Source organism: Streptomyces sp. NPDC002088, assembly GCF_040296605.1.
GTDB lineage: Bacteria > Actinomycetota > Actinomycetes > Streptomycetales > Streptomycetaceae > Streptomyces.
On the sequence record NZ_JBEOXO010000002.1, the window covers coordinates 289641 to 309102 of the forward strand.

The 19462-nt window shown below is 70.5% G+C and carries 16 protein-coding genes and 2 pseudogenes; 5 read left to right on the forward strand and 13 right to left on the reverse strand.

Going from position 1 to position 19462, the window contains the following annotated elements; all coding sequences use genetic code 11:
• Positions 1-16 precede the first annotated feature (16 nt).
• On the forward strand, positions 17-250 hold the full coding sequence (locus tag ABT114_RS05020; protein ID WP_351138698.1) for a hypothetical protein: 234 nt from the start codon (positions 17-19) through the stop codon (positions 248-250).
• Here ABT114_RS05020 and ABT114_RS05025 read toward each other — a convergent pair.
• Both ABT114_RS05025 and ABT114_RS05030 read right to left on the reverse strand, forming a co-directional pair.
• The gene (locus tag ABT114_RS05025; RefSeq protein ID WP_351138700.1) at positions 225-1442 is read right to left on the reverse strand and encodes a cytochrome P450; all 1218 of its coding nucleotides are present in this window, start codon (positions 1440-1442) and stop codon (positions 225-227) included. The two genes, ABT114_RS05020 and ABT114_RS05025, sit on opposite strands and share 26 nt — an antisense overlap.
• A 62-nt stretch (positions 1443-1504) precedes the next feature.
• A complete protein-coding gene (locus ABT114_RS05030; RefSeq protein WP_351138703.1) occupies positions 1505-2389 on the reverse strand; it encodes an alpha/beta hydrolase in 885 nt (294 codons plus the stop codon).
• Positions 2390-2830: 441 nt separating this feature from the next.
• Here ABT114_RS05030 and ABT114_RS05035 point away from each other — a divergent pair, with 441 nt between their 5' ends.
• Both ABT114_RS05035 and ABT114_RS05040 read left to right on the forward strand, forming a co-directional pair.
• Positions 2831-4777 carry an FHA domain-containing protein gene (locus ABT114_RS05035; protein ID WP_351138706.1) on the forward strand — a complete coding sequence of 649 codons (1947 nt, stop codon included), beginning with the start codon at positions 2831-2833 and terminating at the stop codon, positions 4775-4777.
• 27 nt (positions 4778-4804) lie between these two features.
• Positions 4805-5164 (forward strand): DUF5955 family protein, encoded by a 360-nt coding sequence (locus tag ABT114_RS05040; RefSeq protein ID WP_351138708.1) that lies wholly within the window; start codon positions 4805-4807, stop codon positions 5162-5164.
• On the opposite strand, the gene kynU is transcribed toward ABT114_RS05040, so the two are convergent.
• The 5 genes and pseudogenes from kynU to ABT114_RS05065 form a co-directional block, all read right to left on the reverse strand.
• Positions 5133-6392, reverse strand: a complete 1260-nt coding sequence (gene kynU, locus ABT114_RS05045; protein WP_351138711.1) for a kynureninase — start codon at positions 6390-6392, stop codon at positions 5133-5135. The genes ABT114_RS05040 and kynU overlap by 32 nt on opposite strands.
• Positions 6385-7224 (reverse strand): tryptophan 2,3-dioxygenase family protein, encoded by an 840-nt coding sequence (locus tag ABT114_RS05050; protein ID WP_351138713.1) that lies wholly within the window; start codon positions 7222-7224, stop codon positions 6385-6387. Before ABT114_RS05050 ends, kynU begins: the two co-directional genes overlap by 8 nt.
• 220 nt (positions 7225-7444) lie before the next feature.
• Entirely contained in the window at positions 7445-7678 is a 234-nt protein-coding gene (locus ABT114_RS05055; RefSeq protein WP_351138716.1) for a hypothetical protein, read from the reverse strand.
• 425 nt (positions 7679-8103) lie between these two features.
• Positions 8104-10629, reverse strand: a pseudogene (locus tag ABT114_RS05060) (RHS repeat domain-containing protein); the annotation flags it as partial.
• Between the two features lie 46 nt (positions 10630-10675).
• Positions 10676-11626: pseudogene (locus ABT114_RS05065) on the reverse strand (DNRLRE domain-containing protein); the annotation flags it as partial.
• Between ABT114_RS05065 and ABT114_RS05070 the strand changes: the two are divergent.
• On the forward strand, positions 11616-11909 hold the full coding sequence (locus ABT114_RS05070) for a hypothetical protein (protein WP_351139558.1): 294 nt from the start codon (positions 11616-11618) through the stop codon (positions 11907-11909). The pseudogene ABT114_RS05065 and the gene ABT114_RS05070 overlap by 11 nt on opposite strands.
• Before the next feature lie 423 nt (positions 11910-12332).
• Here the strand turns inward: ABT114_RS05070 and ABT114_RS05075 are convergent, their stop codons facing one another.
• Positions 12333-13781: a recombinase family protein gene (locus tag ABT114_RS05075; RefSeq protein ID WP_351138721.1), complete on the reverse strand. Its 1449-nt coding sequence runs from the start codon at positions 13779-13781 to the stop codon at positions 12333-12335.
• Between the two features lie 122 nt (positions 13782-13903).
• Between ABT114_RS05075 and ABT114_RS05080 the strand changes: the two genes are divergently transcribed.
• Positions 13904-14323 (forward strand): DUF3151 domain-containing protein, encoded by a 420-nt coding sequence (locus ABT114_RS05080; protein WP_351138723.1) that lies wholly within the window; start codon positions 13904-13906, stop codon positions 14321-14323.
• Positions 14324-14427: 104 nt separating this feature from the next.
• Here the strand turns inward: ABT114_RS05080 and ABT114_RS05085 are convergent, their stop codons facing one another.
• The 5 genes from ABT114_RS05085 to ABT114_RS05105 form a co-directional block, all read right to left on the reverse strand.
• A complete protein-coding gene (locus tag ABT114_RS05085) occupies positions 14428-15927 on the reverse strand; it encodes an MFS transporter (RefSeq protein ID WP_351138730.1) in 1500 nt (499 codons plus the stop codon).
• 119 nt (positions 15928-16046) lie between these two features.
• The gene (gene fbaA / locus ABT114_RS05090; RefSeq protein ID WP_351138733.1) at positions 16047-17069 is read right to left on the reverse strand and encodes a class II fructose-bisphosphate aldolase; all 1023 of its coding nucleotides are present in this window, start codon (positions 17067-17069) and stop codon (positions 16047-16049) included.
• A gap of 173 nt (positions 17070-17242) precedes the next feature.
• Complete coding sequence (gene pyrE, locus ABT114_RS05095) at positions 17243-17791, reverse strand: orotate phosphoribosyltransferase (RefSeq protein ID WP_351138735.1); 549 nt, start codon at positions 17789-17791, stop codon at positions 17243-17245.
• 10 nt (positions 17792-17801) lie between these two features.
• Complete coding sequence (locus tag ABT114_RS05100; RefSeq protein WP_351138738.1) at positions 17802-18590, reverse strand: aldose epimerase family protein; 789 nt, start codon at positions 18588-18590, stop codon at positions 17802-17804.
• A gap of 80 nt (positions 18591-18670) precedes the next feature.
• Positions 18671-19447: an SRPBCC domain-containing protein gene (locus tag ABT114_RS05105; RefSeq protein WP_351138740.1), complete on the reverse strand. Its 777-nt coding sequence runs from the start codon at positions 19445-19447 to the stop codon at positions 18671-18673.
• Between the last annotated feature and the right edge of the window lie 15 nt (positions 19448-19462).

Sequence of the window (19462 nt, forward strand, 5' to 3'; positions counted from 1 at the left end):
CGCGTCCATGACAGGCATGGGACAGCGCGCGCAGGCCGCCGGAGGATGCCTGACCATGGCCGTCGGCGCGGGCACCGGACTCGCGATGTGGTCCGTCGGCTTCCGCGGACGGTTCCAGCGCTTCGAGCAGGGGCCCGACTGGAGCGTGCTCTACGCCGAGCTGCCCCTGGCGGTCCTCGGCGGGATCGCGGTCTCCCTCGGCCTGTGGGCCCTGGTCGAGCGCGTCAGGTCGCGACGCTCAGCCCGTTGAGGCCCCGGATCACGAAGTTCGGCTTCCGCTCCGGTTCCGCCGCCAGGCTCAGCGTCGGGGCCTGCTGCAGGAGGGCCGTCATGGAGGCCGCCAGTTCGATGCGGGCCAGGGGGGCGCCGATGCAGTAGTGGATGCCCGCGCTGAAGGAGATGTGCGGGTTGTCCTTCCGGGTCAGGTCCAGGTGGCGGGGGTCGGTGAAGACCGCCGGGTCGTGGTTGGCGGAGCCGAAGAGCATGGCGATCTCCGCGCCCCTCGGGATCACCTGGCCGTCGATCTCGATCTCGTCCAGCACCCAGCGCTCGAAGAGCTGGAGCGGGGTGTCGTAGCGCATCAGCTCCTCGACGGCGGACGGGATCAGCGAGTGGTCGGCGCGCAGAGCAGCCAGCTGACCGGGGTTGCGGAACAAGGCCCACCAGCCGTTGACCGTGGCGTTCACCGTGGCCTCGTGGCCCGCGTTCAGCAGCAGGACCGCCGTCGAGATCATCTCCTGCTCCGTCAGACGGTCGCCCTCGTCGTGCGCGGCGATCAGGCCGGAGATCAGGTCCTCGCCGGGCTCCTTGCGCCGGGCCGCGATCAGCTCCCGCAGGTAGTCGGAGAACTCGACCGACGCCCGCACCGCCTTCGCCGCCGTCTCCTGCGACGGGCTCAGCTCATACATCCCGCAGATGTCCGCCGACCAGGGCCGCAACTGGGCCCGGTCCGACTCGGGGATGCCCAGCATCTCCGCGATCACCGCGACCGGCAACGGCTCCGCCACGTCCGCCAGCAGATCGCCACCGCCCGCCTCCACCAGGGCGGACACCAGCTCGCCGGCCAGCCCGTGCACGTACGGCTTCAGCCGCTCCACCGTCCGCGGAGTGAATGCCTTCGACACCAGGCGCCGGATACGGGTGTGGTCCGGCGGCTCCAGGTCGAGCATCCCGTGGTCGTTGAGCGTGTGGAACGGCTCGTGCTCCGGCGCCGGCGCACCCCGGCCGAACTCCTCGTGCGTGAAGCGATGCTGGTACGTCCGCCCCAGCCGCCGGTCACGCAGCAGCGCCGAGACGTCCGCGTGGTGCGGGACCAGCCACTGGTCGGTGGGCTCGTAGTGGATCACGCGGCCCCGGGCACGCAGTTCGGCGTAGGCCGGGTACGGGTCGGCGACGAACCCGGCGTCCCAGGGGTCGAAGGCGAGGTCAAAAGCAGCTGCCATGCAGGGACGCTAGCCCGGCACCCACCTGCCTGACCAGGGGGGCCGAGGGGCCGAGGGAGGCATCACCAGGCCAGCTGCGCGATCTCCTCCGCGACCACCGCACAGGCGTCCGCCGCCGGGTCGATCAACGGGAAGTGACCGACGTCCTCCAGCAGCGTCAGCCCCACCACCTCCCCCGACTTCGCCGCCGCCTCCGCGTACGCCTCGGCGACCGCCTGTGGGACGACCACGTCGGTACGGCCCTGGACGAGCGTGGTCGCGATGCCGGTGGGGAGGAGCAGCGCGGGGTCGGCGTACGGCTGACGGTCGGCGAAGTGCTCGTCGCCGCCCAGGAGCTGGCCCGCCGCTCCCCCGCACACCTCCAGCTTCTCGGCGACCGCGAAGTCGGCGATCGGGGCGAGGGCGACCACACCGCGCAGGAGGGCGGGTCCGCCGGTGCGCCAGGGAGCGTCGGCCGGCAGGACGTGCCGGGCCGCCGCCCACAGGGCCAGGTGGCCGCCCGCCGAGTGACCGGTGACGACCGTACGGCGCGGGTCCGCCTGCGGGAGGGCCTCCCGGACGAGCGCGGGAAGCGCGTCCAGGGCGGCGGCCACATCGTCGAAGGTGTCCGGCCAGCGGCCCGCGACCGGGCCGGTGCCGCCCTGCGCCGGGATCGAGGCACCGCGCCGGTACTCGACGTTGGCCACGGCGAAGCCCCGGCGGGCGAGGAAGTCCGCGAACGGGGTGATGTGCCGCCGGTCGTACGGAGCGCGCCAGGCGCCGCCGTGCAGCACGACGACCAGGGGGACGGGACCGCCCGGACCCACCTCTGCGCGCGGGGCGTAGAAGTCGATCACCTGGTCGGGATGGTCGCCGTACGAGGCGGTGGAGTCGGGGTCGACGGCGGGGTGCGAGAAGGCCGACTCCTCTTCTGCGGCGGCACGGGCTGCTGCTGCGTCGTCCGACATGCTCCAACCTCTCAGCGACGAAACGGCCTTGGCGGACCCGGTTTGGCGTATCAGGAGAGAATTCGGCCGTTGGCGGGGACGGTATCAGGCCCGTGACGTGCGCGGACACACGGATGTCACGCTCAGTGAGGGCCAACCGGTTCCACTGTTCAGCTACGCCGACCGGGTACCCCGCGAGGGGACGACCCACGGGTTGCCGAGTGCACCGAGGGGGCCGTTTTGTCCGCCGCGCCTGGCACCGTACGTACTCGTGGGCGCACCGTACGCGTCCGCGCGGCCGTGCCGGGGGCCGCCGCGCCACCTCCGCGCCATCCTCAATTTTGTGGATTGCGCGACGTAACGGCGCACGCCGAACATGGTCGGCATCGCAGAGGGTTCCGGTCGTGCGTGACGCATGTGCGCGAAGGGCCGGCACGGGGGCTGCGGAACGGGGGAATCACCATGCCGACCGGGAACGGGGACAGTTCACCGCGTCTCGTCGTCACCGCGCCCGCGCGGCTGGCAGGCACCGTATGGGAGTTGACGCGGGCCGCGCACGTCGTGGGGCGGTTCGGCGACATCCGCCTGTCCGCGCCCGACGTCAGCAAGCGCCACGCCGAACTACGCCGGGGCAGCGACGGCGTCTGGCTCGACGACCTCAACTCCAGCAACGGCGTACTGCGCAACGGCGAACGGGTTCAACCGGGCAGACCCGTGCGGCTGGCCGAGGGCGACCTGCTGCAGTTCGGGTCGATGTTCCTGACGTTTCACCAGGGGACGCCGAACGCCGACACCGTCACGGACCTCGGCGCCTACCGCACCCGGCGCCCGCCCGGCGATCCGCGCAACGCCGCGGGCGATCCGCCGGATCCGCCGCCGAGTTACGCGCCGCCGCCCCCGGTCCAGGACGACGCCCGCTCGGCGACGACCCGCTACCTCGCCGCGGCGACCCAGCTCGACATCGGTTTCGCCGATCTCGTCGTGCGCCAGGTCATCGACGAACCCTTCCGGGCCCTGGCCCCGGTATTCGGCGCCGACCTCGGCGTCGTGACCCGCTGGGCACTGTCCGCCCGCCGGCGCCGCCTGCTCCGGGACCTCGCGCTCCTGACCGTCCTGTCAACGCTTCTCATCACCATCGCCCAGGGTGTCCTGAGCCATCAGGACGAGCTCACATCCGGATCGCTGGAGTCGCTGGGCGACTGGTGGCAGAGGTACGCCGTGCTCGCCGTCCTCCTGCTGGCCGTGGCCTGGCTGGTGCTCGCCCTGGACACCTGGGTGACCGAATACCTGGTCCTGCGCCGGAAGATGACCCACGGCCGCTTCGACCCGGGCGACGCGCCGGGCCCGGTGAGCGGGCGGGCCCGCGACCGGCTGGCCGCCGTGGCGGAACGGCCGGCCGGGAACGTGATCGTGTGCTCCGACTTCTGGCCGTTCGCGGGCAGCGGCGACCAGGTCGGCGAGTGGGACATACCCATCGACATCCGCAGGGGCACACCGCTGCCCGAGGGCAGGGGCCGACGCGATCCCCGGCCGTTCAGCACCGGCGAGCTGTACGACGCGCTGATCACGGCCGCCCGGGAGCTCGGGCTGGCCAATCTGCGTGCGGAGGAACGCCTCTTCGTCGACGGCCGCGACCTGACCCGCGACCGCGACCTGCTGCCCGACCCGCTCCGCCCGCCGGTGACCCGGATCCCGGTACCGCTCATGCGCGCGGTTCCGGGCGGACTGAGCGCCACCAGACGGTCGTACGTGAGTGTCGAGGTCCCGGCGTGGAGCGGCCAGTTGGTACTGACCATGTTCCTGCGCTCGGTGCAGGTCAAGGGGACGCTGTATCTGGAGTGGTCGGCGTACGTGCTGCTGCCGATGCGGCGCGTGTACTACGGGGTCGACCACCTGCCCCGCCGGTCGTCCGCGGGCTGCGCCGTACGGGCCCTGGCGGCGGCCGGGCCCCGGGTGCTGCCCGCGCTGCTGCCCGCGCTGCTGTCCGCGCCACGGGCGCTGGCCCGCCGGGCGGCGGCGGACGGCGCGGCCTCGGCGATCCGGCGCCGGCAGCGGCGGGAGATCCGGGACGGCTACCTCTTCGACTACGGGGCCGGTATGAGCATCCGCGAGATCGCGCGCGGACTGGAACCCGGCCGCTACTTCCTCGACCGGGACCAGAGCCGGATCCTGCAGACGACCGAGCAGCACCTGATGCTCACGATCACCGACTTCCTGGACTCCAGGGGAATCGACTCGGAGAGCTTCCAGCGGTTCCAGCAGAACATCTTCAACGACAACCGCGACTTCAGCTTCCGGAACAACAAGGTCAGCGGCGGCGAGATCAACCACGGCCAGTACGTACGCAACGGCGCGAGGCCCGGCCGAGGCGGCGGCCCGGCCCCCGGACAGTCCGCCCAGCGGGGCTGACGCCCCCACCCGAAGGAGACACGGACCATGGCGAGCGGCGGCGACTTCAGCTTCCACGACAACGAGATCAGCGGCGGCACGATCAACCACGGCCAGTACGTGCAGCACTACCAGGGGTACGGCGGCGAGTCGCAGGACGCCGCCGAACTCCGGCGTCGCCTGGACGAGTTGCAGCGCCTCCTCGCCCAGTACGCCGCCGTCCTCCCGGACGCCGACCGGCTGCGCGAGGACACCGAGGAGCTGGGCACCCAGCTCCAGCGGGAGCGGCCGAACCGGAGCGCCGTGCGCGGTCTGCTCGACTCGCTGACGGCGGGAGCCGGCGGTGTCAGCGCCGTGCTCGCCGCCGTCACCGGCCTCACCCAGTTCGTCGGCCGCTTCCTGCCGTGAACTCGCCGGCCGAAAGGGTCTCACCCAGCACCCGCGCCGCCCGCTCCACGTCCGCGAACCCCACGTACAGCGGCGTGAAGCCGAACCGCAGCACATCCGGATGCCGGAAGTCACCCACGACCCCCCGCTCGATCAGCCGCTTCATGACCTCCCCGGCGATGGGGGCACCTCCCGCTCGAGCGGAGCCGAGAGTGGGGGAACACCGCAACGCGACCTGGCTGCCCCGCTCCCCGTGCGCCACGGGAGTCAGCGACTCGACGCGTCCCTCGGGGACGTACGCGCTCACGCACTCCAGGAAGAAGTCCGTCAGGGCGAGGGACTTGGCGCGCACGGCGTCGATCGGGACGCCGTCCCAGACCTCCAGGGCCGCCTCCAGGGCGAGCATCGACAGGATGTCCGGCGTGCCCACCCGGCCCCTGACCGCACCCGCCGCCGGCTCGTACGCACTGCGCATGCCGAAGGGCTCGGCATGCGAGTTCCAGCCGGGCAGCGGCGAGTCGAAACGGTCCTGGAGGTCACTGCGTACGTAGAGGTACGCCGGTGAACCCGGGCCGCCGTTCAGGTACTTGTAGGTGCAGCCGACCGCGAGGTCCACGCCGTGCTCGTCCAGGCCGACCGGCAGCGCGCCCGCGCTGTGGCACAGGTCCCAGACGGCCACCGCGCCCGCCGCGTGCACCGCGGCCGTGAGGCCGGGCAGGTCGTGCAGCCGGCCCGTGCGGTAGTCGACGTGGTTGAGGAGCACCGCGGCGGTACGGCCGGACAGCACACCCGGCACCTCCGCCGGGGTCACCGGCCGCAGCGTGCACCCGGTCATCCGGGCCGCCGACTCGGCGATGTACCCGTCGGTCGGGAAGGTGGTGGCGTCCACGACGATCTCGTCGCGCCCCTCGCCGGCCATCCGTACCACCGCCACAAGCGCCTTGAAGACGTTGACACTGGTGGAGTCGCCGACCACGATCTGCCCGGGCGCCGCCCCCACCAGCGGAGCGATCAGGTCGCCGATCCGCTCGGGCGCGGTCCACCAGCCGCTCTCGTCCCAGGAACGGATGCGCAGCTCGCCCCACTGGCGGCCGACGACGTCCGCCACCCGGCCCGGAACGGCCGCGGGCAGCGCGCCCAGCGAGTTGCCGTCCAGGTACACAGCCTCGTCGAGCACGAACTCGGCACGCTTGGCGGCCAGTTCGTCGACGGCGTCCAGCTTCTCCGCCCTGACTGCCAGCTCAGACATGGGACCTCGCCGTCCACAGCTCGGGGAACACGTTCTTCTGCGCGCGCTTCTCCAGCCAGGCCACGCCGGCCGAGCCGCCCGTCCCGGGCTTCGCGCCCATCGCGCGCCGGGTGGCGACGAGGTGGTCGTTGCGCCAGCGCCACACCAGCTCGGCGACATCGGTGAGCGCCTCGCCGAGCCGGGCGACCTCGTCGCTGGAATCGCCGGAGTAGACGGCCGTCCAGACGGCCTCCACCTCCGGGGACGAGTCGTACCGCCGCGAGACGTCACGATCGAGGACGGAGGCCGGGACGGCGTGCCCGCGCCGGGCGAGGAGCCGCAGCACCTCGTCGTACAGGCTCGGCTCGTGCAGCGCCTTCTCCAGCTCGGCATGGACGCGCGGCGCGCCCCGGTGCGGGACCAGCATCGACGCGGACTTCTCGCCGAGCAGGAACTCCATCCGGCGGTACATCGCCGACTGGAACCCGGAGCCCTCGCCGAGGGCCGAGCGGTACGAGTTGAACTGGGCCGGGGTGAGCTGTCCGAGCGGCTTCCAGGAGGCGTTCAGCGCCTCCAGCTCCCGTACGGAACGCTTCAGCGCGTCGATCGCCACCGGCACCCGGTCCTCGCGCAGGGCCCGCGCGGCGGTCTCCCACTCGTGGACGATGACGGTGAACCACAGCTCCATCACCTGCGTGGTGACCAGGAAGACCATCTCTCCCGGATCGTCGGACAGAGTGTGCTGAAGGTGGGTGAGCACGTCCGCCTTGACGTAGTCCTCGTACGGCGTCGTGCCTGCGAAGTCGAGATGCGGGGTCTCAGGCTCTTGGGCCTCACGAGCCTCATGGGACATCGCTGTCTCCTGATATGTACTCCGGGTAGCGGTCCGCCCCTGCCGTTACCGACACGGGGGCCCCGGTCCCCATCGGGCATCCTCTGCGATCGTCCCTCGAAAGGGCAAGGCCCGCCTGTTCAAGCCGCGGTTACGACAATGGGGGAAGGAGCCGAAGCTCCTTCCCCCACGCTGTCTGCGCTATCGCGCTAGAAGGCGTACACCAGGGCTCTCATATGCCTTAGCGGCCCCCATTGTTTCCGCGTCTGCGCAGGCCGCCGCGGTGCTGGACCGCGAGCAGAAATCCCACGGCCGCGAACAGTTCCCCGGCTCGCATGACCCCGACAGCCAGGTCTGCCTGCCGCTCGCTGTCAGTGAGCGACCACCAGGTCAGACCGGCCGCGAGGAACCCGGCGGCAACGGAAAGGACTCCCAGGGCCCACTTGCCTATGGCGGTGGTGATGAATGTGCGCATGTATGGATTACCTTTCACCGCCCACAGGGCGGAGGCGAACGGTCGAAGGCACCGCGTTGAAGGCGGGGACGGGAGGTCATCCTCGTCCCCGCCCTCTCATGGAACTTCTACTGGTGCCAGGCGTACCAGCCGACTCCGTAGACCATGACCACCTTGGTTCCCCGCCGCGGGTACCACTTCAGCAGGTAGTTGAAGTACCACGACAGGAAGTCGCCGGCAGCTTCGATGATGGCGGCTATACCCACTACAGCGGCGGCACCGACACCAGCGATCATCGCTCCGATAGCGCCCGCGATGGTCGCGACGTGCTTCCCGCCCTCGATGAGGTCGACGAGCTTGCGGGTGTTCCTGCGGCTCATCTTCAGAGTGCAGTTCCACCAGCCGCAACCGAAGCTGTTCTTGTTGTACTTGGCGATCACCTTGCGGCCGTCGAGGTCGTACCGGGTGACCGGGTCCACCGGGTAGGTGTACGCGTTGGTGTTTCCGCCGTACACGGGGTCGGTCTGCAGGAACCGTCCGGTGACCGCGTTGTACACCCGAACACCCATGAGGATGTAGCCACTGAGCATGGCCGAGGAACGCTGGTGTGTTCCGAGCCAGCCGTACGTCGTGGCCGCGGTCTCGTCCAGGGCGCTGCCGTACTCGTCGTAGTGCTGGACGGTGCTGGCCACGGTGGTGTCCAGGGGCTGCTGGACCGTGATGTCGCCGTGGATGTCGGCGAGCTGCAGGACCGTGCCGCCGGACGCCGAGGTGATGGCGGCCAGGCCGCCGGTCAGGTCCTTGACATTGCGGCTGACGGTGCTGCCGGTCACGCTCCAGGTCGCGTTGTCACCGTTTCCGCCATAGTGACGGGTCGTCGTGCTCGATGTCGTCCAGGTGCCGTCGGTGGCCTGGGTCTGGGCGGTCTGGACGGCGAGGCGTCCGGCAGCGTCCAGGGTCCAGGTGTTGCGGCTGGTGCCGAGGGTTTCGGTCGCGACCAGGTCGTTGGTGTAGTACGACAGGGTCGTGTCGCCGCTGGTGGTGGTACGGCCGAAAGCGTCATACGCGTAGCCGGAGTTCACCAGCCGGTCGGCCGAGTCGTAGGCGTACGACGTCGTGGACGTGGTGGCGTCGTCGGTGCTGCTGTCGCAGTCGTCCGACGAGGTGGCCAGGGCCGTGCGGTTGCTGTTCGCGTCGAAGGTGTAGGCGCGGGTGGTGCAGCCGGTGGCGGTGCTGTCGGCGGCCTGGGTGAGGCGGCCGACGCTGTCGTAGGTGTAGTCGCTCTGGGTCGTGGAGCCGTCGGTCTGGGTGTGGCCGGCCTGGAGGCCGGTGACCGTGTGACCGGCGGTGTCGGAGGCAACGGTCGTGCCGTCCGACGTCACATACTCGCGGCCGGTCTCCTGGCCGACCGGGTCCGTGGTGATGGTGAAGGTGTAGTCGCCGGGCAGGGTCTCGGAGACGAGCTTGCCGTCGGCGTCGTAGGTACCGGTGAAGGTGCCCGCGACCGAGTCGGTCATGGTCTTCAGGTTGCCGGCCGTGCCGTAGGCGTAGGTCACCGTCGAGGGGGCCGAGTCGGTGGTCTTCACCGGGCGGTCCAGGACGTCGTACGCCGTGGCGCTGGTGTTGCCTGCGCCGTCGGTGTAGGAGGTCTGGCGGCCCAGGTCGTCGTAGCCGTACGCGACGGTCTGGCTGTTCGACGTCAGGGTGGCGATCTGACCGTTGGACTCGTCGTAGGTGTACGTGGTCGCCGGGGTCTCCTTGCCGGAGCCGCCGGTGACGGTCGTCTTGGTCGCACGACCCGCCGCGTCGACCGTGGTGGTGGTCGTGCGGGTCACATCGTTGGCGGTCTCCGCCTTGGTCGCGACCTGGCCCCAGCGGTTGTAGGTGTAGACCGTGGTGACAGCCTGGGTGGGGTTGGTCCCGCCGCCGGTGATGGCGGCCGCGGGCGCGGTCTTGCAGAGCAAAAGGCCGTCCCACTCGACGGAAGCGCAGGTGCCGGAGGCGTCCGCGTCGTAATACGTGTACGTCAGGGTGCCCGCGTCCGAACCGGACGATCCGGCGGTACGGGTGGTGGCCACCCGGCCGGCGTCATAGGTGGTGACGGTGTTGCTGGTCTCGCCGCCGGTCGTGGACTTCTGCTGGCCGGTCGACCAGTCGTAGGTAGCCGTCGACTCCTCGGTGTCGGCATCCGTGGCGTAGCCCGAGATGGCGGCTCCCGTCACGACGGAGGTGACCAGCCCGGAAACCGCGGCCGTGTCCGACTTGTTCTCGTCGTAGGTGTACGCCGTGTGGGCGCGGGCCGGGATCACCGTGCCGACGGGCAGGGTGGACTCGGTGGTGGCGCCGGTCAGTTCCTTGGTGAGGGTGACCTCGTGCAGCGGGCCGTACTCGTCGGTCAGACGCTGCCCGTCCGCCGAGTATGCCGAGATCGTGGCCAGCAGCTGGGCGCGGTCGGCGGTGGACAGGTCGGTCAGGCCGAGTTGGGCCAGCTCGTCGGCGGAGCCGTTGAGCGCCAGTTCGCGGTTGGCCGAGGTCAGGTCGGCGACCGTGTTGCCGTACTCGTCGTACTCGGTCGTGGTGATCGAGCCGCCGGGCTTGGCGGTGTTGGTCTCCTCGCCGCTCGCGTTGATGTAGGTGATGGTGGCCCGGTCGTACGCCGACGATGTCAGCTCGCTGCCGGTGGTGGAGGCGGGGACGCTGTCGGCCGGGAAGACGGCGGTGGCGTCGGTGGGTGCCTCGTCCTGTGCCCAGGTGGCGACCGTGTCGGCGTCCATCTGGTACGGGGCGGTGGTGCCGGAGAGCGGCACGTCGTACACGACCGTGGTGACCGCCGTGCCGGACGTAGTGCTGTCCGAGCCCTCCGCCAGAGCCGCGCGGGTCGCCTTCAGCAGCATGCCCGCGCCTGCGGTCAGGGCCGAGCCGGCCTTGCCGTAGGTGAAGGTCCAGGGCGGCGGTGTTGACGACCTGGCCCGTGGTGGTACCGGCCGGCTTGGTCGACCAGGTGACGTCCGACGACGACCAGTCCTCGGTCACCCGCCGCACCACCGTGCCCGACCCGGTCGTCGAGCAGGTCGAGGAGTAGTACGAGTACAGCGCCAGGTTGGTGTCGGTGATGTGCTTGCCCTTGAACGCCGACACATCGAACTTCAGATACGACCGCGCCACCGTCGACCCGGCATCGTACGTACCCGACTTCAGCTCGGTCGAGGAGACCTGCGAGTCGGTGTAGTTCGTCGCCACCCAGGTATCCGTCGTCACCGCGAGGGTGGAGGTCGGGTCGACCGTGACCGGGTAGGTCAGATCCTGGTCGAAGTAGTCCGCGTCCGGGGTCAGCACCAGGGTCTGGGAGCCGTCCTCGGCGGTCTCGACCTTGGTCGTGACGGAGGCCTGGTACTTGGACTCACCCGAGGCGTCGTCCTTGGAGGAGTCCCACATCATCGGCGCGGGCGCCTCGGCGACCAGCTTGCCGTCGGCGTCCTTCAGCAGCAGGTGCCCGGAGTCGGCCACCGACAGCTTCAGCCCCTCCAGCGCCAGCGGGATGCGGTACTCCGGAGCTTCGTCGGGCTTGGAGTCCAGGACCACGTTCTGGCTGAAGCCCTGGGCGAGTGCGGTGACCGTCAGGGTCTGGCCGTCGCCCAGGTCGTAGGAGGCGGTGTCGTCCTTCACCGTCGGGGTCGGCAGCTTCGACTCCCAGCCCAGACCGAAGGACTTGTCGCCCTTGTCGACCGACACCAGCGAAGTGTCACCGCCGTCCGAGACCGCGATGTCCGCGGCGGCGACGTCCGGCTCCAGCGAGGCGCCGGTGTCCGACAGCGAGGTGTCGATGTCCTGCCAGACAGTGCCCACCTTCTGTCGGATCGGCCCGGCATAGGTGGAGGTCTGCAGCTCGCCCGACGGCAGCGCGTACGTCGTCGAGGTCTCCGTCCGCTCCGACAGCACCTCGATCTTCCGGTCCTGAATGCGGGCCATCAGCAGCGCCGCCGCGACCGAATCCGCCGACGACGCCGCCGACTCGGTGTCCGACGCCGCCGTCACTTCTGTGGAGTCGGTGGCGAACGCCGCCCCCGTCTCCAGTGACACCAACGCCGTCTCGGCAGCCAGCACGGCGGCCACCGCCAACGCGGTACGCCTCAAAGAAGCACGCGAGGATCTCGCCCGCCCCCCTGAAGCCGGGAAGACCCTTCTCCCCTTGAGTCTCATCACAGCTCCTGTGATCACACCGCGGCGCCGAGTGCGCCACGGGTGGGCGTGATCAAAGGTCAGGAAGCTGTGAAGGTGCCTGAAAGGCCAGGTCACGAGATGGTCAAAGGTGCAGCAAGTGACTTTCCTGTCTCTTGACCTGACGGTAATTCAGCAGTCCAGCTGCCGTGAATCCTGTGGGCTGGTAATGGGGATTCTGTTGGACAGCACTGAATGTAAGGGATGGAGTCGATCAAAGAACGCCCACAGCCTGTGAAGTTGCTGTTGTGAAGATCGTTATTGGCTCGTGACGGCTTCCCAGCCCCTTTTCGGCAGTCCGAAGGCATACGTCGCCACGCACCCCACCACATGCGCCGTCACCAGCGTCCACCTGTGCGGAGCACCGCCTCCGGCCCCGCCCTCCGACCAGCAACGACCGGTCGTGAACCAACGAAGCCGGGTCCCCAATAGACAAGGGAGACCCGGCTTCCGTCTGTCACCTGAGCACCGGCTCGATGTCCGCCGGATCGAAGATCGGCCCGTTGGACGCGGGCTTGATGATGACCGCGCGGAAGACCTTGAGGACCGCGGCGCGCTGCTGCTCGATCGCCAAACTCTCCCACCGCCCCCGTATGTCGACAGGGCCCGCCGCGAAGGTGGCGGCCTCGGCCCGGTGCAGGGCTCGCTCCCGGTGCAGTTCCGCGATCTGCTTCTCCAGGTCCTCGGTGAGCGCGATGTAGCGAGCGGCAGACATGCGCTTCTCCTGCCACGCCTGCTTGAACTCGGCCATGTCCCGTTCCAGGGAGGCCAGTTGCTCCTCCTTGGTCCATTCCGGCGCGCGTTCGCGGACGCTCGCCGGCGCCTTGTCCGAGCTGAGGAACACGGCGTTCCTGATGAGACGGTCGACCGGTTCGCCGGCCCGGGCCACTCCCCCGCATCCACCGTCGTTCTTGCCGGGACACGCGTACTTGAACTGCGATGACGTCTTCGACTTCCGGTACGACGGGAAGGCCCGCATCTTCGCACCGCACCGCCCACACCGGGCGATGCCGGAGAGCAGGTACTTGGTGGCGTTGTCCCGTGCGACCCGCCCCTCCGTCTCCCGCCGAACCTTCTCCGTGAGGAGGTACCAGTCATCGGGGGTGATGATCGGCTCCCAGTCACCGACAACCGGAGCACCACTCTCGTCCAGGAACAGCTCACCCTGGTGCATCCGGTAGCCGCAGATCCGCGGGTTCATCAGCATCCGCTTGATCTTGGAGTCGTCGAAGAAGCCGCCGCTGTGCGACCTGACCCCCTTGTCCCGCCACTCACGCGCGATCGACGCCCAGCGGATGCCGCCCAGGAAGTCCTTCACCGCCTTGCGGAGGTTCTCGGCCTCTTCCGGCACCAGCGTCCTGCGGTCCTCGCGGTTCCAGCCGTACGGCGCCCGGCCGCCCGGTAGTTTGCCCTGCGCCGCCAGTTCCAGATGCTTGCGCTTCGTACGCCGCGAGGTGTCCGCCGAGGACTTGTCGGCGATGGTGACCTTGATCCGCGCGATGAACCGACCGTTCTCCGTGGACAGGTCGATGTCCGACGCCGATACGGAGTCGAAGACGAGGCGACGTTTCCGACGCTCGGCATCCTCGTACTCGTCGATCCACGCCTCCAGTTCACGCGGCTGGCGCGTGAAGCGGTCGATGTCCCAGGCGACGACCCCATCGATGCGTCCAGCCTTCAGGTCCTCCAGCATCTGCCGGAACTCGGGGCGTACCGTCTTGCGCTTGTACGCGGAGAGGTCGTTGTCCTCGTAGACCTTGGCGACCTCCCACCCGCGGGCGGCGCAGTGCAGTCGGCAGTCCTCCTCCTGCCGCGCGACGCCCAGCCCCTCGGCCTCGTCGTCCTTGCTGATCCGGGTGTAGATGCCCACCCGTACGGCCCCGGAGGGCCCCCGTCGTGCGGCCATGTGCCGGATCGTCGCATATCGCGATCAGGTACATCAAGGGCCATTCTCACATCAACCGGGTCCACGGCCGATATCCCGCGGAGGCGTCCCGGACGCCCATCCCCAAGTGGCAGACTGCTTACATGACGACGCACAAGAACCTGCTCGGCGGCCCGGACCCGACCCACCTGCCGGAGAACGAAGAGGCGTACCGCCTCCTTGGCGAGGAGTCCCAGCCCCCGGCCGAGGTCGCGGCGAAGCACCCCACGTTCTCGCTCGCCTGGGCGATGCTCGCGGACGACGCCTTCGAGGCGGGGCGAGTGGTCGAGTCCTACGCGTACGCACGGACCGGCTATCACCGGGGTCTGGACTCGCTGCGCCGTGCCGGATGGAAGGGACACGGCCCCATCCCTTGGGACCACCGGGCCAATCGCGGCTTCCTGCGCTGCCTCGCCGCCCTCGCTCGTGCCGCGGGCGAGATCAACGAGAAGGACGAGACGGAGCGTTGCTGGCAGTTCCTCAAGGACAGCAGCGCCGAGGCGTACACCGAGCTGAAGCGGTAGTCACCGCGCCTTCAATACGTCTGTGCTGCCCTCGCTCAGGCAGCGACGGCAGCACAGACGTGCACGATTACATGTAGGACCATTCTCCTCAGGGTGCACACTCGTCACCCAGCCGGCCCAGTGCCGGCAACCGCGGCGCGCTGGGGCTCCACGGGCGGGGACGTCACGCAGCCGTGCGTGCGGCACTGGGGGCGGCGGCAGTCCGGGGCCGGGCGACGTACGGTCGTGACGGCGATCACCGCCCCCACCAGCAGCACGCCCGCGCACAGCGGCATCGCCCGCCGGAACGCGGCGTCGAAGGCGTCCGCCGAACGGTAGGCCTCCGGCCCCATCCCGGCCAGCAGCGGCAGCGCGGCCACGGCGACGAGCCCGGCCGCGCGGGCCGCCGCGTTGTTGACGCCGCTGGCCAGGCCCGCCCGCGCGGTGTCCACGGAGGCGAGCACCGTGGCGGTCAGCGGGGCGACAAGCGTGACCATGCCGAGGCCGAGAACAAGCAGCGCGGGCAGGACGTCCGGGACGTACGAGGCGTCCGGTCCGACGCGCAGCATCAGCAGCATGCCGGCGGCGCAGAGCAGCGAACCGACGGTGAGCGGGATGCGCGGGCCGATCTTCTCCCCCAGTTCACCGGAGCGGGCGGAGAGCAGCAGCATCAGGGCGGTGGTCGGCAGCAGCGCCGTACCGGCGCCGAGGGCCGAGTACCCGGCGACGACCTGGAGCTGGAGCGCGGCGAGGAAGAAGAAGCCGGCGAAGGCCGCGTACACGCACACCGTGACAAGGTTGACCGCCGTGAACTGGCGGGACGCGAAGATGTCGGGCGGCATCATCGGGTCGGGGCGGCGCTTCTCGACGTACACGAAGGCGACGGCGGCGGCCACGCCCGCGACCGCGGTGAGGGCGACGGCGAGGGAGCCCTGGCGGGCCTCGATCAGCGCGTACGTCACCAGGGCGAGCGCGAGGGCGCCCAGGGTCGCGCCGAGCACGTCGAAGCGGCCGTGGGCGCGGCTGTCGGACGACTCGGGGACGTGGCGTACGGCGATGGGGGCGCAGAGCAGGGCCACCGGGACGTTGATGAGGAAGACCCAGCGCCAGCCCGGGCCGTCCACCAGCCAGCCGCCCAGGAACGGGCCCACGGCCGCGCCGATGCCGCCGAAGCCGGACCACAGGCCCACGGCTCTGCCGCGGTCGTCGGGGTGGAAGGAGGCCTGGATGAGGGCGAGTGAGCCCGGGGTCAGCAGCGCGCCGCCGATCCCTTGCAGGGCGCGGGCCGCGACGAGGACGCCGACGTTCGGGGCGAGGCCGCACAGGAGGGAGGCGGCGGCGAACCAGACCACGCCGAGGACGAAGATCTTCCGTCGGCCGTAGCGGTCGCCGAGGGAGCCGCCGAGCAGGATGAGGCCGGCCAGCGTGACCATGTACGCGTTGACCGTCCACTGGAGCGCGGAGAGGCTCGCGTCGAGATCGCGGCCGATGGTGGGCAGCGCGACGTTGACGACGGTCGAGTCCAGCATGGCCATGCTGGAGCCGAGGACCGTGGTGAGCAGGATCCACTTGCCGGTGGGGGTGGCGATCCTGACGGCGGGGACGTGCTGCGCGGGGACAGCCATAGGGGGATGATCCCCCCATGGCTGTCCCGCGGCCAGCTTTCCGGCAAACCCGCAGGTTGCCGAACCCGTGGGTTACAGAACCCGTGGGCTACCGACCCGCGGGTTGCCGAACCCCTGGGTTACTTGATCTTCGTGCCCGCCGAGCGCAGGTTCTGCGTCGCCTCGATGACGCGCTTCGCCATCGACGCCTCGGCCAGCTTGCCCCAGGTGCGCGGGTCGTAGGTCGACTTGGAGCCGACCTCGCCGTCGACCTTCAGGACGCCGTCGTAGTTCTTGAACATGTGGTCGGCGATGGGGCGCGTGAACGCGTACTGCGTGTCCGTGTCGATGTTCATCTTCACGATGCCGTTCTCCAGCGCGGTGGCGATCTCCGCCTCGGAGGAGCCGGAGCCGCCGTGGAAGACGAAGTCGAACGGGGACGGCTTGCCGAACTTGGCGGCCACGCCCTCGTTCAGCTCCTTCAGCAGCTCGGGGCGCAGGACCACGTTGCCCGGCTTGTACACGCCGTGGACGTTGCCGAAGGACGCGGCCAGCAGGTAGCGGCCCTTCTCGCCCAGGCCCAGCGCCTCGACCGTACGGATCGCGTCGTCGACCGTGGTGTAGAGGGAGTCGTTGATCTCGTGGGAGACGCCGTCCTCCTCGCCACCGGTCGGGGTGATCTCCACCTCGAGGATGATGTTGGCGCGGCGGGCCTGCTCCAGCAGCTCCTGCGCGATGGCCAGGTTGTCGGCCAGGGTCTCGGCGGAGCCGTCCCACATGTGGGACTGGAACAGCGGGTTGCGGCCGGCCTTGACGCGCTCCTCGGAGAGCGCGAGCAGCGGACGTACGTACCCGTCGAGCTTGTCCTTCGGGCAGTGGTCCGTGTGCAGGGCGACCGTCACCGGGTACTTCTCGGCGACGATGTGCGCGAACTCGGCCAGGGCCACGGCACCGGTGACCATGTCCTTGCTGTACTGGCCGCCCAGGAACTCGGCGCCACCCGTCGAGATCTGGATGATGCCGTCGCTCTCCGCCTCCGCGAAGCCGCGCAGTGCCGCGTGCAGGGTCTGGGTCGAGGTGACGTTGATGGCCGGGTAGGCGAACTTGCCTGCCTTCGCCCGGTCGAGCATCTCGTTGTAGACCTCGGGGGTTGCGATGGGCATCTGTCCGCTCCTTGTATGTGCGGGTTGGCTTGCTGCGTACTTACGGCCCTGACCTAGACCTTGGGTGCGACGTCATCGTCGTCCCCATCTTTCCAGACATGGGCCGGTGCTCGGTCCAGCCCGTACCGTCCTGTGGACAACTTCTGTCCGGTCCCTGAGCGGCCGACGCCGGCTCAGTCCAGGCCCAGCTCGTCCTTCGAGAACGCGAAGCGGTACGGCACCCCCGCGCCCGCCTCGATCTTCTCGGCGGCGCCGGTCGCCCGGTCGACGATGGTGGCGACGGCGACGACCTCGGCGCCCGCTTCCCGCACCGCTTCGACGGCGGTGAGCGGGGAGCCGCCGGTGGTGGAGGTGTCCTCGACGACCAGGACGCGGCGCCCCGCGATCTCCGGGCCCTCGACGCGCCGCTGCAGACCGTGCGCCTTCGCGGCCTTCCGCACGACGAAGGCGTCCAGCTTCCGCCCGCGCGCCGCGGCCGCGTGCAGCATGGCGGCGGCCACCGGGTCGGCGCCCATGGTCAGCCCGCCGACCGCGTCGAAGTCGAGGTCCGCCGTCAGGTCCAGGAGCACCTGGCCGACCAGCGGAGCGGCCTCGCCGTCGAGGGTGATGCGGCGCAGGTCGACGTAGTAGTCGGCCTCCAGACCCGAGGAGAGGGTCACCTTGCCGTGCACCACGGCCTTGTCCTTGATCTGCTGCAGCAGCGCGCCACGTACGTCCGTCATGCCAGCCAGCTTAAAGCCGCCGCCAGCTCCAGGTGGTGCTGGCCTCGAGCGGCTCCAGCGGTGTGACCAGGCGCGGCAGGGTGTTCAGGCCGTTGGGCGGACCGGTCTGCGGCTCCACGCACACGGCCGCCTCCTGCTCGTCGTAGACGACGACCCACTCCTCGGGGCTGGTCACCTTCAGCTCCAGCTGACCGGGCCAGGTGAGGGTGACGTCGACGCCGCCGGGCATGCCGAAGCAGTCGTCCCAGGGGCCCGGCCGGCGGTCGATGCGGTTGCCGGTCGGCAGGTGGTCGTCGCCGCGCTCCTCCTGCCAGGCCGGGTCGAAGGCGACCCGGGCGTCCTCCCCGCCGAGGTTCCGGTTGAACCAGGGGTGCCAGCCGATCTGCGCCGGGAAGGAGGACTCGTACGTCTCCACGGACATGGTGAGCGTGAGGGCGTCCGGGGTCAGGGCGACCGCCTGGGTGACCCGGCCGGTGTGGGGCCAGGGGTCGACGAGGTCGTACGTGATGACGGCCTCGTCCGCCGAGTTGCGCGCCACGCGCCAGGCGCCGTCGCGGACGGTGCCGTGGATGGCGTGCGGCGGGGAGTTGAGCGGCATCTGGCGGACGGTGCCTCCGTCCCGGAACCGTCCGTCGCGGATCCGCCCGCACCAGGGAACCATCGGGAAGCAGCCGAAACGGTCACCCTGCCGGAGCAGTTCGACGCCCCCGACCCGAAGCCCGCCGATCCGGCCCCCGCTCCCCGGCTGCACTACGACTTCCGCGTCACCCGCGGCCAACGTGATGTCTTCGTTACTCACGGCACGACCCTACTGGGCGGATCAGCGGATCAAGAGGGCCGCCGGGGTGACCGCCGGGGCGCGGGTCGCGATCCACCCGCTCAGCGTCGCCTGCGCAGCGCCCGCCCCACCACGATCGCCGAGGCCACCACCAGGGCCGCCGCCGGTGCGGCCCACCGCAGGGTCGCGTTCGGCGCGACGGTCTGCGGCGCGGGCACGGGCGCGTACCGCCCGCGCGGCGGCGCGTGGTCGACCTCCTCCGCACTCCGCCCGATCATCGTGCGCCGCGCGTGCGCGGCCTCGGCGGGGGGCTCGGAAGAGGGCTCTGCGGACTCGACGGGCTCGACCTGCTCGGCAACCGGGTCCAGGGAGGGCGGCGGAACCTCGGTCTCGAACACGGACGTGTGCTCCTCCGGCGCCCCGGCGCCGGCCTCCGCTCCCGCCTCCGCATCGGCCTCCGCCTCCGCCCCCAGGTTCTCCGCGAAGCGGTTCAGCAGCCGTGTCACGGCCGCGTCGACCGCCTCCCTGGGCAGTTCGGTGACGCGGCCGTCCGCCGTGGCCGTGCCGTCGAAGGTGAGGGCGGAGCCGCCGTCCGTGTCGCGGACGCGGAGGGTGAGGGCGAGCTTGACCGAACCCGTGCCGCGCGCCTCGGTCGCGTCGCCTTCGACGGCGTACGAACCGTCGTCCCGTCCCGAGACCCGCACGGAGCCGCGGTAGGTGATGCTGTGGCTCCCGACGCGCACCTTCAGCCGCCCGGTGCCGGGCTCGCCGCCGGCGTCCTGCTGGAGCCCGGGAACCGCCCGGGCGACCCGCGCGGGGTCGGCCAGCGCCACCCTCAGCCTCTCGGCGGGAACCGGAACGAACACCTCATGCTCCATGTCGAGGGAGCCTAC